Below are 13,919 nucleotides of genomic sequence, written 5' to 3' on the forward strand. Positions count from 1 at the left end.
ATCGGTGGTTCGAGCAGGAGCGCCGCACCTGGAAGCGGCTGGTCATCTCGCTGTATTTGTTGATGGGGCTCGCCGCCGCGCCGTGGCTTACGCGTGACCTCCTGGCAGGTACAGGGGCTTACATCTGGCTCGGACTGCTCGTCGTGGGGATGGTTGTCCTATGCGGCTGGCTTGCCGTTCGCATCACTCGGTCTATCCGCCTAGGGCGCGACGATCTCCGTCGGTCGAGTGAGGCATCAGAGAGCGACGAGCCGCACTGAGACCAACGGTGCCTCTTGGGTGATTGGTGTTCTCGAGGAGGACCCGGTGATTGCCACATCGTGATCCGCTCGGTGCGCCGCTACGACATGGTCACCGCCTCGAGAAGGGGCGCAACTTCACCGAGTGAACATACGGAAATGCCGCGAATCGCGCGGTCGCTCCAGCCGATGAGCGGGTGCGTGACCCTTCGGCCCAGCAAGGCAACCTCACCCAAGCGGCCCCTCGTATAGCCTCCCGTTATGGGTGACACGAGAGGTTGGACCAGTTCCGACGCGTGGATCCTGGCTTCGATTGCCGCCTCACGACGAGGCTCCACGCTGAGCCACGTGATCGGCACTGCAGACGCGTTCAACCACGACATTCCGAGCCGTGACCAACTCGCTTCCAGCATCGGCGCACTTATTGGTGCGGGGCTCGTGGACTCAGTTGACGAGCGTCTTCGCCTGACCCGCGAGGGCCAGCGGATTCGAAAGACTTGGCGCGGTGGCGCCTTCGAGTGGGGCGAGATGTTGCCGCATCTGCAGCGCACGCCGCGCAGCGGTCAGGTTTACCCGCTTAGTGGCGAGGAGTGGCAGCGCGCCTATGACGAGTACTACCCGCCGGAGCGCCGGTCGCAATAGCTGGCACGCACATGCCGCGACTCGGACTGATGGCTACCCCGCGAATCCCCGCCACCAGGACTCATCGCGCTCACCTTCGAGCGCCGTGGTCATGTTGATGGCGTGCTGGACGAACTCGTCCGGCGGCCGCACTTGGTGCTCCAGTACGTAGTGCGCGAAGCCGCTCGGCCAGACATAGGTCCCGTCCGAGTACTCGCTGTCGCCGTTGTCCTTCTTGCCGCAGACTCGGCACGTGGAGTAACCCATGTACAGCCGGCCCAGCACCCCGTGGTTCAAATAGCTCGCGATGAAGTCGCGTTCATCCTCACCCCAGTCTGGATCGACAAACCGTTCGATCTCCGGCCAGCCAGCAGGCGTATGCGCCCCGTTCCAGAACCCGATCGCACGTGGCCCGTCACCCATGGCGCAAGCCTCCCATCCATCAGAACTCTTGCGACAGGATTGCGTTGCCAACCATCCTCAATTGCCGCGTAGCGCGCGCTCGAGACTGCCGATGTGTGGGGCACCCCAAGACGCTATTCGTAGTGGGGACGCCAATCGCCCAGCGGTTCCTTGTTCTCGTGCCATGGCCGCAGGAACTGATCGGTCACTCGTATCTGCTCAGTTCCCACTCAACAGCTCGTCGTCGCTGCCTCAGCTGGTTCACTGGGAGCGACCGCTTCCTTTCGCGGGCAAGTTCAGCATCGATCAGTCTGAGGGCCGACTTGAGCGTGCGTCGTCGTGTGTGCGCCTTCGAGCGATGTTCGTCGCTGCAGTACTTGTGGCGTCCGGGTGCTAGGTCGCTCAGCGGAGGGATGAGGACCTCGGTGCACCGTGGCCAGCCGCAAGAACCGATGGAGCGCCCGACGTTGCGGGCCAAGAAGGTGGCTGCGTCCATAGTGCGAGACTATCGCGGGTGTTCCCCTCTGACCTGCGAATCTGCGACGCAGCCCCGGGATTGATTTCGCGCCGGCTCGGTATACCTTGTGTCAAGAAGGCAGGTAGAGCCCGGGGGCAGGCCAAGGACGTGCGACGGAGCCCCCTTGTCACGTTTGCTCGGTAGGGGCATACTGGCCGATGCGTCCCACCCTTGGCCCGACATGGGCGAGGACGCCCAAGGTCGTAACTTGGGCGCCCTCGTGGGGCTCCCAGAGCTTTGCGAGTCACAGGAGCACCCAATGGGTCATTGTGTCATGCCCACCTGTCGTCGGACGGTGGTCGCGGACCAGGACTACCGCGCGTCATGCGTGGCCACGCCCCCGCACCTCGGTGCGTCACGCGAGCACGGGCAGGCATGCCGTGATGCTCGTCTGCGCCAAGGACGCCGGGCACTACCTGCACATGTGGCGCCGGTAGCGAGGGGGCGCACAAGCATCAGTTCGTGCGCCCCCTCGCGTATCTGATCCGCATGCCTGCCGCAGGCGGCATCTCCTCGAAGTCCCAAAAGCGACGGGGCGCGAAGTGGCAATCCGCGGTGGCGCTTCCGGACGGGGGACGACTTCTTCGCGACGGAGAGTTGCCACGAATCGTCCTGAACGACTGTGGTGCACCGAGCGTGACAACCGACCAGGCTGAGATTGCGTCAGCAGCCATCGCAGGGCGGATCCTTCCGGCCCGGGTCTTCAAGTCCCGGATTGGAGACAGGCACACGCCGCAGACGCCCTTCCTGGACAGACTCGGGCGGCACGTTCAGGTGGAGACGGTCACTGAGACCCCACCGGCTCACCTGCTCGATCGGGACCCCGGCGTTGTCGCGCTCATCCCGCAGGGCCTGTGGGTGGAGCGTGTCGGTGCGCGTAGTGGTTGGGCGTGCCCGGACTACCTCGTGGTTACAGCCTCTAGCCGAGTGGTGGCGGTGGAAGTGAAGACCCACCGAAGCTTCACCAAATACGAGACTCGCAGAAAACTGGCGCAAGTCGGGGCGGCATGTCTGAGGGCCGGAATGGGCTACGAGGTCTGGTGCGAGCTGTCGCACGATCAGAAGACTCTCTACGACCGTGTTTTCGCGCTTGGACGCGATCGGTTGGATGACGACGTCCACAACTCTTGGCTGGACGACGAGATAGTCGGAGCGGCCGACCTGCCCATTCCGTTCGGCACCCTTCACGCTTCTATTGACGCACCGAGTGCGGATTTCCTTCCAGCGTTCTGGCGACTGTGCTGGCAGGGACGCCTGTGCATCGATTGGGAGAAAGAGTTCACCGACGGGGCACTAGTTCGCGCTCACGGGGACCACTGTCGGAAGGTCGGCCAACGCACCACGGGCTGGTCGGCCATCTGCGGACCGGTGCTCGAGGTGCATCCATTCTCGCGCCGAGGGTTTGCCTGATGAAGACAGATCTCGCACCCGGGGTGACGGTCGTTGAGCCCGGTGTCCAGCTGATCGTGGACGGTCAGCTTTGGACGGTCGACGCGCTCACGGGAACTGACCTGGTGATGAGTCGGCCGGGAAGGGGCGGCTCACAGAGCATGTCCAAGTTGACGCCTTGGTCTCGGGTGACCGCGGTTAAGGGCGCGGGGGCCGTGACGTATCTGGATTCGAACGCTGCGCGCCAGTGGACCGAGTGGGGTCCTTCCGACCGACTCCGCTGGTTTTTCCGGCTCTGCGTCGTCAACCTGGTGTTGACTGGCTACCGGTTGGGTCACGAGGCACTCGCCGGTGACGGTGAGCCACTACTTCCCCCGGCTGGGCCCAACGGTGCACTCGAAGAACCGATCAAGACGCGGGCAGAGCAGGTGAACTCCCTATTAGCCACGCGGCGAGACCTCGACTGGGTCGTCGAACTCCTAGTCGCAGCTCGTGGCGAAGACCCCGGCGACAAGCCCGTGCTACCCCTCAACGCGCGCGTCCCGTCCGCCCGCACCATCCAGCGTTGGGTCCAGGCCGTAGAACACGAGGGCGTGTTTGCCCTGCAGGACGGGCGTCGCGGCAGGTCTGGCGGCAAGAAGGGCGACAGGCTCCGACGCAAGCTGACGGAGGAACTTGTCGAGGAGGTCATCAAGAGCAAAAAGACCAGCTCCACGATGATGGCCGGGACCTACTACACCGAGGTGCGGCGGCTAGCTGAGGACCGTGGTCTTGACATCCTTGGTCGGACGACCGTTCTGGACATTATCGGCGTCGTAACGAAGCGATACGGGAAGACGCCCGCGCAGAAGAAGTCGGTCGAGCTGAACGACACAAGGTTCACGCGCGCCAACACACGCATGGCCTACCCAGGCGCTCTGCTCGCCTGGGACGCGACATGGTCCGACAACCTCGTCACCATGACGATGGGCGGGAAGCCGTTCAGGCCGTGGGTCATCGCCATCTGGGACGTGGCGACAGGCATCATCCTGGGGATCTGGGCCACCGGCCACTATCGGCAGATCGACGTGCAGATGGTGTTGCACGACGCGTGCCGACCCATGCTTGTGGCACCTGCCAACCTGCACATACCCCCTCGAATCAAGGGACATCCAAGGAGCATCGAGGCATGGAGCGACACGGCCTGGGCGCCAGTCGGGTCATGGGTGAAACCAGGGGCGATTCCGCGTACCGTCCGTGCCGACAATGCTCGGCAGCACTCCGGAGCCAACATTATGGCCAGCCTGCGCAGTCTGCAGTGCGACCTCTCTCCGTCGCGGAAAGGTCGTAGCACTGACAACCCCAACGCCGAATCCGGATTTGCCGCGCTCCGCGGCTTCTCGGAGTCTCAGCCTTGCTTTACGGGCAACACGACCGAGAACCGCGGCGTTTTGGATGAAGTGCCGCTCTTGCTGTCCCAGTTCAACGCGAAACTTCAGCGCTTTGCATTTGTGGAATATAACTTCATGCCGTCAGCCGCGCCGTTTGCAGGACTGGTCGGTGGATCCGGCCTGACCCGCATGCAGCACTGGGACGCGATCGTTGAGGCAACCGGAGCCATGCCCGTGCTCACTGATCCGACAGCGCGCTTCCTCTTTACGCCGCAGACGACATGCACGAGAACGCAGAAGGGCATTCGGCTCAACCGGCAGGTCTATAGCGACCCCGTTCTCTTCGAGTTCGGGCGGAACGTCGTCGGCCGGGAACAGCAGGTGAGAATCCACTTCGACCCGCGAGACGAATCATGCATCTGGGTGCACAACTCCGAAGACAACCATTACTACGAGATTCCAAACGTTCTTCGACAGCACACCCGCAATCCACTGACCCACAACATCCTGACCGCCGGGTTGCGGCTCGCGAACCTAAACAACGCCCACAACCCGAACCATCACGCTCTGCTCGCCGACCGCATCGCCGACGTGGACCTGTCTGACCTGGGCATTCGTCGCGACCTTGCTGACCTCTCCAATGCACGCTTCACGCTCGACGAGGTGGTGCGCGCCGGCGCTCGGATCGTTCCGGGTTCGCAGGTCGCCGATCGTGCGGCAGGCGGGCCGGTCCACGACCTGTACGCGCCGCTGCCAAGATTGGAGGTCCGCGCGTGACGTCTGGGTCAGCTCCGTACGTGCGGTTCGCCCATCGCGCTGCGGCGGCTCTGCCGCCGGAGCCAGAGCCGCTCACGGCCCATGAGCGGCGTCGCCTCCCCGAAGGGCAACGCCGCCTCCGACTTGACGCTGAGCAGAAATACATCGGGCGCCTTTACGTGCCTACTCCGCAACAGACGCAGTGCGAGCAACTGGTCAGGCGAACGCAAGGACGTGCCGCACACAACCTCGAAGGCGCACAGGTCGCCCTGTATGTACTCGGACGGCCCTTTCTCGGGAAGTCGACGGCGGTGGATCGCGCAGCGTTGGCCATCCACCGAGAAGCCATTGCTGACAGCGACATGTGGGTGCAGGGCCAACCACGGCTACAGCACGCGGCCGGCCACGACGCGCATATGCCGGTGGTGCGTGTGCTGGTTCGACCTGATGCGCAGCGTCGCGCGGTGGTGACTCACATCGTCAACTTTTGCGGGTACGGAACCCAGGGATCGGCCAACGAACTGACAGACAAGGTGGCCGAGTTCGTGGCCAAGCACGGGGTACGACTAGTCGTCCTCGACGACGTTCACAACCTCGCGACGGACAGGCGCGACGCCCACAAGATCTACAACACGATCAAGGACCTCAATACCGAACTGGGCGACCAGCACGTCGCGTTCGTCTACGTAGGTAACCCCGATGCGGCCGGCTTCGGCAATTTACTGGAGCACGAGCAACTGAGCTCGCGGCTGATCACCCTCCCCATGAGCCCGCTGGGCTTGGACCAAAACAACCTTCGCAGCGACGAAACGTTGGCATGGCAGGAGTACTTGACTGCCTGGGAAACAGCGCTCCGTCCAGTGCTTCCCGATCTCAATGCTGGACGCTTAAGCGCCGATTTGGGACGTGCCCTGTGGGCACACACTATGGGGTACGCCGGCGGAGTGGCACTGCTGCTGAAGGACATGGCCGTTGAGGCGCTTGAGGACCCCAGTCCGCGTCGTCAGCTGACCGTGACCATGGAAGCCCTCAAGGCAGCCCACATGCCTGACAAGTTCGTAAAGGAACTGGCCAAGCGCAGGTCGGCGGCATGATCACCCTGTTGCCGAGCGTCCCGGACCTGCAGTCAGGGGAGGCCCTAACCGGATACGTGAGCCGACTCGCATCAAGCAATGACCTGCGCACCTCAGATGTGCTTGCCCGGACCAACGCAGCAGACCTTTACAGGCGGCGAGTCGCTACTTCGGAGGGACTGCAGGCCCTTGAGGACCTCACGGGAATTTCCGCCCGAACTCTGGCTGACGCGACTCTCGACCGCTACCCGGGTGCGGTGATTGGCAGGCCCGACATCACCTACCAGCACGCCGATCCGATGGGATGGGTTTCCCCCGCCTTCAGTGCCTATTGTCCGACGTGCTTGCAAGACGGCTCGGGCTGGAGGCTCGAGCACCAAACAGCGCTGGCGATGACCTGTCCGACACACGGAGGATTTCTACGGACCACATGCGGAAGTTGCGCCACACAAGACTCATTGACGCGTCGTCCGTCGCGCGGATGCCGACATCACCGCCAAGGCAGCGCAGTCGCCGGGGCACGAGAGCCGTCCGAAGAGGCTGAACGCACCCTTTTGAGGGCGCTGGACACAGCCCGCGGAAGTAGCGATCTGATCATTGGCCTGCGCCGCATTCGCGCCGCGACCGCACTTGTCTGGATAGATGCGCTCACTGGGAACCCGCAGGAACCTATGACCCGAGACTTGCGGAAGTTGGTGGACTCGCATGGAACCGGACTGTGTGGCGGTGGCCGTTGGGCAAGTCGTCGCTTGATCAGGCCCCCCGGTGAACCTTGGATCAACGCTCAGTTGCTGAACGCCACCTGGCCGCACGTGGACCCCACAACCCTGACTTTAGAGCCAGCCTGGCTGACGCATCTTGGATCGATCGGCGAGTCTCGCCCAAGTGCGCAGCGAGCCGCCGTATTCCTCGAAGAACTTGGCGTCCGGACACCTGTCCCGAGGCTCACCCTGCCCATCCATGACGACTGGCTCCGCATGGCAGTGCGTGGAGTAGCGGAGCGTCCCAACGAAATGACGGCCGCTGAAGTGCCGCCATGCCTGTGGGCACCTGACGAAGATCTCTTTGGGAGCTGGCTCGAGGCTGCTGCCCGAGCGATTTTGTATCACCACGCCGCGACCGCCTGTGCCTACACCAACAGCGTCCTGACTCTGGGGCATCGGCAAGCGGTGTCGACAATGACGCGCACCATACTGACCAGCGCCCCAAAACCGGCACAAAAGCGAGCCTTCGAGGCGGCGATGGCGGCGTTTCACTCCGCCGACGGAGTGCATGGGGAAGTAGGGCGGTGGGCGCAAGGCCAGGTCGGATCCGTAGCCCCCACAGTGCTGAGGCGGATGCTTCGCCCGTTGCCGCAGCATCCGGGCGTCACCCCCGGACAGATGGGTGCGCTGTGGCTGTGGACGATGACCACACATGGACCCTTGGTAACCGCTCCGTTCCTTGATGGGCGATCCGTGCGGTCTGCGGCAACACCGTTGCGGCAATGGTCGGAGGCCGCGTCGGCGGACGACAAGCTGGCCCTGCTGGATTGGAACAACTCTCAACTCGTCACGGTGGGTGTCCCAACGGCTGCTCCAGTGCTGACGCACGCAGCGACCGGCTGACCATGTTTCCAACGACGATTCTGCCCCGGCCAGGGGAGAGCCACACCTCTGTCAGACGTCGGACTCTACGAGCCAACAACGTATCCGTGAGCGAAGCGCAGAAGCGCTTCCCCCAAGTCAACTGGACATCCCGCCAGAACCTCCTCGCGAGTGCAGAGCTGAGAGCGGCCAGCCGTGTAATGGGAGTGCCCGTCGAGGTCGCCCGCCCGACAACGATGGCTCGCTACGTCGAGGCGTTCCCGGCTCTTCAAGACGTCCTCGACGGGCATAGTCCCGTCAACTCGTTTGCTCGCCGCCACTGGTATTGGCTTAGCGCCAGCCAGTGCTGCCTGCTGTGCCTGCACCAGTCACCCACTGTGTGGCGACTGGAATGGCACCTCCCGTGGAGCATCGTGTGCGAGACTCACGAGCTGCCTTTGCTGTCGACGTGCCCGCTCTGCGACCAAGTGCTCTTCGAGGCCCATCGTTGCCCCCGCCGCATTGGGGGTCCCCGTCGATCCGAGGACTTCGCCGCGGTGCTCCTGCGGCTGTGGCCACACCTTGGCGACAGGCAAGCCTCCGCAGAGACAAGGGCGACCGTCCGTGACATCAACTCAGCCTTGGACGGGTCCACAGTTGGAACAAGTGCTCTAGGAGTCCTGACTTGTGACGACTACTTACAGGCGCTTCGCAGCCTTGCGGGCCTGGAGGAGCACCTTCGGAACTTCGAACCGGTCCGTGGCGTCGTGACCCGACGGGCCGTCGCCGCCCCACCTCGCGCCACCACCACTCGAACGACGCTGCTCACGACCGCGCACCAGCTCCTCAGCTCACCCGCGGAAACCGTTGTCGCCCACATCCGCCAGAGCCTGGACAGACACGTGGTGGGCACCAGCTCCAGGCTGACCTGGCTCCGAGACCGCACCATCGCTCTGCCACCACTCGCTCCCATACTTGAGGAGGCAGCTCAAGGGACAGCGAGCGTGGGAAACCGTCGAATGGTTCCTGTATCCGACCGGGACGCATCCGTACGGCACCTACCCCAGCTGACCTGGATGGAAGTCTGGGACGACCTAAAGCCGATGACTGAGTCTGCTGAGGTCGTCGGACGCGGCTTCGCCTCACTCGCCATGGCGAAGTACATCCTTCGCTGCACTTGGCAGGCGGCTGGCGCGGCCCTCCAACTTCCCAAGCCCATCGCGATCAAGCTTGCCCGCAGCGGCCATCAGGCTCTCCTCGTCGACGATGGAACCTACTTCGAGACGCTCAAAGCAGGCCTCATGGAGGGCATCACGGACAGTCCCGACTATCGGGTCCGTGAGGACAGGTTCCGGGCCTGCCTTTGTGATGGTGACTGGATGTCCCGGACGCGAAACGCCGTTGGCGTTTCGCCGGCTTTCGATCCTGTCCTGCGCCAACACGTGTGGCACGACTTCGTTCAGGGCCACCCGGCGACTACACCCGCCAACTTCGAATTCGATCACGCGGAACGAAGCAAGCTCGCCGTCCAGAAGCGACGTTGGACCAAGGACCAGACCGCGTTGCTCCTTGCCCATCTCACGGCTGACGAGCCGAAGGGTTCACGCCGTCAGACGTTGCCCACCTCGGGCCAAGGCCGCGTGGCAGCGGATCGAAGTGACGTCGCCCCAATCAACCCCACAAGACCAAAGGACTCGCGATGACGGACAACAGAAGCTTCAAGCAAGCGGTAAGGGCATACGCGGACGTTCACGGACTGACCTACACCACAGCTCTGCGACTCCTGAAAGCCGAGCGATCGGGAAAAATCTCCGATGATTCTGGGACCGAAGACGCACGTGCCTCGTGGGGCGCTGAGATGCAAACAGTTGAAGTTGGCGATGCGAGCGAAGGCGGCGCACGCGCCGCAACTTCCCCTAACGACGACCTGATTCCCCAGGTCATCGCGCGAGAAGAAGTAGAGGCGCGCGAGGCAACAGCAGAACGTAGTTCCATGTCACGTGGAGAGCGGTCAACGCGGCGGTCCCAGCCGCCGCGGACGTCTCGTTTCGAAGGAGGTCCGACGCCCTACGAGGAGTTCCTTCGCGCGATGGGCCTGTCCACCTCACCGCATGAAGACGGCCAAGGACGCCAAGCCGATGCGCCGCGTGGTACAGGACGCCCACAACGATGAGTACCTGCCTTGCGGCGAACGGTACTCCCTTCACGAGGTGGATGAGACCGAACGCGATGGCCCGCAACGCCCGCTGCCACAGTGGGCGGTGGCGGCTTCCCCCTCGCACGTCTCTTGGGCACCATCTCGCCTAACCGACCTTCGGTGGCGTCACCGAGAACAGGACTGCGGCGATGGCGATGAAGATTCCGCCCAAGGTCAGGATCGACGACCCGGTGTTGTGGATGGCCGACCCCTGGGCCAACACGACGTCAGGGTGGGTGACCGCCACCCCTGCTGGCCAGTGTGGAGCGTCCTCCAAAAGTTGTGGACACCCTGACTGCACGGTGCTCTAGTCGGTGCATTGACTCAGGTAGGTGGCACGGGAGAACCAGCGTTCTGCTTCGTCGAACGCCGCATCCGCTGACATCAACGTCAAACAGCCCAGACCGAAGGCGCCCACAGCCAGTACTCGCACGATCCAACGGGACCAAAAACGCGCCCAGCGCATCACGATCCCACCCCATCATCGTCGGGCTGGCCGCAGAAGGCGCAGCGTGGGTCTTGGCGGGGGTTGAGAAGGTCTCGATTGCGGGTTCGAGGCCGCACGAGCACGCTGGCCGGGTCGACGTCATCGCGGTGGAGATTGGTGACGGCGAGCATGAAGTGGTTGACCGCCTCGGCAACGGCCAAGGCGTTCAGGGTGATCACGCTGGGAGCGGGAACCTCGTCCAGGTAGCGGGCCCGGCGTGCTTCGTGCTGTGGCAGGTGGTCCAACGCGAGATCGGTGCGGTCGATGAGCCCGTTGCACCACAGGCAGCCGCTGCCCGGCACCATCGGTCGGGTGACTGCGTGGATTTGTCCGACGGTGCCATCGTCGAGGACTTGGACCTTCACTCCGACCTGAGTCCCGGGGATGAGGTGCTCCTCGACGATCATGTTGGCGTAGTGCCTCGCACCTGCTGTGTCAGCCGCGAGGAAGATCCAGTCGCAGGACGTGATCAGGTGCGCGGTGGTGGGACCGAGGGTCGCCTTGTGCAGGGTCAGGGCGATGGACGAGTTGGCCCGACGGGCGGTGTCGGCGGCGACCTCGGTCTTGGGACGCCCAACGTCCGCACGGGAGGCGCCTGTGAGCCGGTTGAGGTTGTTTTCGGCGACCGAGTCGTCGTCCATGAGAACGAGTTGTCCCACGCCGAGGCGGGCGAGGTACTCGACGATGAGTGACCCGGCGCCGCCGAGACCCACGATTCCGACGGTCATGTTGCTGAATGCGGCCTGCCCGGCGTCGCCGAAGAGGCGGACCTGGCGGTCCGCGGCAGGATCGGAGGCCCTCGCAGTGGCGGGCGTGGGACGCAGCCGGAGGAGGTTGTTGCTTGGCACGACAACGTCGGCGAGCTGAGTGCGGGTGCCGTCTGGAAGCCAGAGGTCGCCGGCCGCGGCGCCCTCCGCGAGGACCAGTGCGCCGACCACCTGACCTGTGATCTGCCGCAGCGCCGGGTAGCCCCGCTCATGGCTGGCGAGGTCGACGTCGGAAAACTTGACTCGACCAGCACCGCCATGGGCGTGCACGGCGATGTAGGCCTGACCCGCCGTGCGGGCTCGTAGGGCGGCGTCCCGCACGAACGAGGCCGAGAGTGCGTGATGCCCGAAGGTGCCATCGACGTAGTCAGTACCCGCGGCCGCCGGAATGAGTGTGGTGGCCAGCAACCGGGGACCGCGCGGGCCGTCCACTTGACGAGCCAGCAGGACCGCCCCACCTCCGTTCAAGCTGTACAGGTGATCTTGGAGGTCCTGCCAGATCGACGCTGGGATGGTGAGGCTCCATCCGTGCGCCGGCGGGTTCAGAGCTCGGCGAACCATGCCCTCACCTTCTCCGCTTTCAGAGCCGCGTTGTCGGTGGCGGGGTTCCACCGGTTCGACCGTCGGGACAGCTGTAGGGCGGGTCGGCCCTGCCACTCGACCGACTGGACGGCCGAGCAGTGCGGCTGGTGGTCGCGCCGCTCGACGCATCCGATGTAGTGGGGGTAGACGTCCGAGTGAGGGTAGGCGGCGTTGAGGTGGAACCCCAGCCAGGTCTCGTCCGGCTCGTAGGTACCGCCGATCGAGACGGTTGGGATGACGACGTGGGCGCCTCCCGCGCCGTCCTGAGTCACCTCCGGCTCTTGCTCGAATTGGCCACGAAGGGCGTCAACGGCGTTCTGCACGGCGGGCGTCAAGTCGCCGGTCATGAGTTGTCGTCCGGGGCGACGCACGTGAATTCCATGTGGTTGTGGACCTTGACGATGTCCTCGTCGCCGACTACGTCGTACCGCTGACCGTGCAGGACGGAAAGCTGGAAGTTCAGTTCGATGGGTGCGTGCTGGGCGATGGCGGCCTGCTTGATCTGCAGCCCGGTCTGGTCACCCTTGGCGAGGTACAGCTGGATCTCGGTGTTGAACGTGACGGTGACGGTGTCCGCCTTCGGGTTGTGCTTCTGATCTGGCTTCTCGGTCATGGATGGTGCTCCTCATGCTGGGCGGCGTGTGCCGCGATGTCGACAGTGTTCGATAAGTCGAACACTCTGTGCGACAGAGTAGCATCACTGTGCGACATGTCGAACACCGTCGTCTCCGCCCCAGCCCCAGGGAGGTCTCATGGCCAGAACGAGCATCGACGTACCCGCTCTCTACTCAGCCCTCGACGCCAGTCGCGAAAGCCGTGGTATGTCTTGGCGCCAACTCGCCCGCGAGATCGAAGTCAGCCCATCAACCCTCTCCCGCCTCGCCAACGACCTCAAACCAGACGTCAACGCCTTCGCGGCGATGCTCCAATGGCTACGAATGGACGCTTCCGCCTTCATGGTTGGTCATACCGATGACTCCGACGAGGCGGGACTTGAGCCCGACTTAGTGGCTGAGCTCGCCCCTCTCCTGCGAGCTCGCAAGGATCTAGATGGCGAAGACGTGCGACACCTGGAGGAACTCATCGGGTCAGCAGTGAAGCGGTTCAACACCGAACGAGCGAAATCTGGCAGGTAGCAAAATGGCGCAGCGGTGGACACAGGCCCTAATGAGACAGGTCGCGCAGGAAGAACGCGCTGGCCTACATCTCGACTTGTACCAGCCGCTCGATCCCTACGCCCTCGCCGCCGAACACGGCATCCCGGTGTACTCCTTCGACGACCTCTTGGAGTCCGGCTGCCCGATCGAGTCGGTTCAGCACTTCACCCGATTCCGCGCGAGCAGTTGGTCAGCGGCCCTCGTGGCTGTCGGCAGCCACCGACGGTTCATCATCGAAAACGCCGCGCATGCGCCCGTTCGGCGGCGATCCAGCATCGCTCACGAACTCGGACACCACCTGCTTGAACACGTCTTCGACCGGATACTCCTCGCTGACGACGGCTGTCGCCGATTCGACGCGAAGATGGAGAAGGAGGCCGACTACCTCGCCGGCGAGCTCCTCATCCCGAAGGCGGCCGCAGAGCGGGCGGCCTTCGCCGGCTGGAACAACGACCAAGTGGCCCAACACTTCGCGGTCAGCACCCAATTCGCCCAGCTTCGCATGTACGGCGCCCGGGTGTTCGCCAAGCGGGCACTCGCTAAGCAGTCCCGTCGTGGGAATCAGTAGCGCGGCGGCTCCACGCAGCCCGGGGCGCAGGCTGGTTGATTCGCTGGACGTCAGCCAATCTCACGGACGATCGTCTGGAACGAGAAGGACGCGATGATGCTGCTTCCATCTTTGAATACATGGCTCTGGGGCGCTTCCGGCGTGGTGAGGAGAACTGACGTCGGCTTTAGGCGTCGCTCGGCTCTGCTCCGTTGTCTTCTGGGGGTCGCGGAGGGGCTCGGCCCCGACG

The 13,919-nt window shown here is 64.0% G+C and carries 12 protein-coding genes and 1 pseudogene; 9 read left to right on the plus strand and 4 right to left on the minus strand.

Translation table 11 applies throughout. The features are described 5' to 3' along the window. Positions 1 to 500 precede the first annotated feature (500 nt). Positions 501 to 881 carry a hypothetical protein gene (locus tag ACSQ11_RS06295; RefSeq protein ID WP_436004083.1) on the plus strand — a complete coding sequence of 127 codons (381 nt, stop codon included), beginning with the start codon at positions 501 to 503 and terminating at the stop codon, positions 879 to 881. Between the two features lie 33 nt (positions 882 to 914). Here ACSQ11_RS06295 and ACSQ11_RS06300 read toward each other — a convergent pair whose 3' ends face one another. Then, positions 915 to 1,283, minus strand: a complete 369-nt coding sequence (locus ACSQ11_RS06300) for a hypothetical protein (protein WP_436004085.1) — start codon at positions 1,281 to 1,283, stop codon at positions 915 to 917. A gap of 958 nt (positions 1,284 to 2,241) precedes the next feature. Between ACSQ11_RS06300 and ACSQ11_RS06305 the strand changes: the two genes are divergently transcribed. The 6 genes and pseudogenes from ACSQ11_RS06305 (at position 2,242) to ACSQ11_RS06330 (ending at position 9,635) form a co-directional block, all read left to right on the plus strand. Continuing rightward, entirely contained in the window at positions 2,242 to 3,189 is a 948-nt protein-coding gene (locus ACSQ11_RS06305; RefSeq protein WP_436004087.1) for a hypothetical protein, read from the plus strand. Continuing rightward, on the plus strand, positions 3,189 to 5,315 hold the full coding sequence (locus ACSQ11_RS06310) for a Mu transposase C-terminal domain-containing protein (protein WP_436004089.1): 2,127 nt from the start codon (positions 3,189 to 3,191) through the stop codon (positions 5,313 to 5,315). The genes ACSQ11_RS06305 and ACSQ11_RS06310 overlap by 1 nt, the downstream gene beginning before the upstream one ends. Positions 5,316 to 5,473: 158 nt before the next feature. After that, on the plus strand, positions 5,474 to 6,388 hold the full coding sequence (locus tag ACSQ11_RS06315) for a TniB family NTP-binding protein (protein WP_436006716.1): 915 nt from the start codon (positions 5,474 to 5,476) through the stop codon (positions 6,386 to 6,388). Further along, positions 6,385 to 7,974: a TniQ family protein gene (locus tag ACSQ11_RS06320; RefSeq protein ID WP_436004091.1), complete on the plus strand. Its 1,590-nt coding sequence runs from the start codon at positions 6,385 to 6,387 to the stop codon at positions 7,972 to 7,974. Before ACSQ11_RS06315 ends, ACSQ11_RS06320 begins: the two co-directional genes overlap by 4 nt. 2 nt (positions 7,975 to 7,976) lie before the next feature. Next, a pseudogene (locus ACSQ11_RS06325) lies at positions 7,977 to 8,381 on the plus strand (TniQ family protein); the annotation flags it as partial. Positions 8,382 to 9,083: 702 nt separating this feature from the next. Then, positions 9,084 to 9,635, plus strand: a complete 552-nt coding sequence (locus tag ACSQ11_RS06330) for a hypothetical protein (RefSeq protein ID WP_436006806.1) — start codon at positions 9,084 to 9,086, stop codon at positions 9,633 to 9,635. 959 nt (positions 9,636 to 10,594) lie between these two features. Here the strand turns inward: ACSQ11_RS06330 and ACSQ11_RS06335 are convergent. The 3 genes from ACSQ11_RS06335 to ACSQ11_RS06345 all read right to left on the minus strand — a co-directional run bounded on the left by ACSQ11_RS06335 (position 10,595) and on the right by ACSQ11_RS06345 (position 12,578). Beyond that, positions 10,595 to 11,944, minus strand: a complete 1,350-nt coding sequence (locus ACSQ11_RS06335; RefSeq protein ID WP_436004093.1) for a ThiF family adenylyltransferase — start codon at positions 11,942 to 11,944, stop codon at positions 10,595 to 10,597. Continuing rightward, positions 11,926 to 12,237: a hypothetical protein gene (locus ACSQ11_RS06340; protein ID WP_436004095.1), complete on the minus strand. Its 312-nt coding sequence runs from the start codon at positions 12,235 to 12,237 to the stop codon at positions 11,926 to 11,928. The genes ACSQ11_RS06335 and ACSQ11_RS06340 overlap by 19 nt, the downstream gene beginning before the upstream one ends. Before the next feature lie 71 nt (positions 12,238 to 12,308). Further along, positions 12,309 to 12,578: a multiubiquitin domain-containing protein gene (locus ACSQ11_RS06345; RefSeq protein WP_436004097.1), complete on the minus strand. Its 270-nt coding sequence runs from the start codon at positions 12,576 to 12,578 to the stop codon at positions 12,309 to 12,311. 139 nt (positions 12,579 to 12,717) lie between these two features. On the opposite strand from ACSQ11_RS06345, the gene ACSQ11_RS06350 reads away from it, so the two are divergent. After that, positions 12,718 to 13,101: a helix-turn-helix domain-containing protein gene (locus tag ACSQ11_RS06350; protein ID WP_436004099.1), complete on the plus strand. Its 384-nt coding sequence runs from the start codon at positions 12,718 to 12,720 to the stop codon at positions 13,099 to 13,101. Positions 13,102 to 13,105: 4 nt separating this feature from the next. Continuing rightward, positions 13,106 to 13,690: an ImmA/IrrE family metallo-endopeptidase gene (locus ACSQ11_RS06355; RefSeq protein WP_436004101.1), complete on the plus strand. Its 585-nt coding sequence runs from the start codon at positions 13,106 to 13,108 to the stop codon at positions 13,688 to 13,690. Positions 13,691 to 13,919 lie beyond the last annotated feature (229 nt).

It is taken from the genome of Knoellia sp. LjRoot47 (assembly GCF_964253435.1).
Classification (GTDB): Bacteria; Actinomycetota; Actinomycetes; order Actinomycetales; family Dermatophilaceae; genus Knoellia.

Excerpts from the sequence above, each read along its gene's own strand:
- ACSQ11_RS06330 (WP_436006806.1), top strand. The coding sequence starts at position 9,084 with ATGGCGAAGTACATCCTTCGCTGCACTTGGCAGGCGGCTGGCGCGGCC.
- ACSQ11_RS06335 (WP_436004093.1), bottom strand. The coding sequence starts at position 11,944 with ATGGTTCGCCGAGCTCTGAACCCGCCGGCGCACGGATGGAGCCTCACC.
- ACSQ11_RS06295 (WP_436004083.1), top strand. The coding sequence starts at position 501 with ATGGGTGACACGAGAGGTTGGACCAGTTCCGACGCGTGGATCCTGGCT.
- ACSQ11_RS06300 (WP_436004085.1), bottom strand. The coding sequence starts at position 1,283 with ATGGGTGACGGGCCACGTGCGATCGGGTTCTGGAACGGGGCGCATACG.
- ACSQ11_RS06320 (WP_436004091.1), top strand. The coding sequence starts at position 6,385 with ATGATCACCCTGTTGCCGAGCGTCCCGGACCTGCAGTCAGGGGAGGCC.
- ACSQ11_RS06310 (WP_436004089.1), top strand. The coding sequence starts at position 3,189 with ATGAAGACAGATCTCGCACCCGGGGTGACGGTCGTTGAGCCCGGTGTC.
- ACSQ11_RS06350 (WP_436004099.1), top strand. The coding sequence starts at position 12,718 with ATGGCCAGAACGAGCATCGACGTACCCGCTCTCTACTCAGCCCTCGAC.
- ACSQ11_RS06355 (WP_436004101.1), top strand. The coding sequence starts at position 13,106 with ATGGCGCAGCGGTGGACACAGGCCCTAATGAGACAGGTCGCGCAGGAA.
- ACSQ11_RS06345 (WP_436004097.1), bottom strand. The coding sequence starts at position 12,578 with ATGACCGAGAAGCCAGATCAGAAGCACAACCCGAAGGCGGACACCGTC.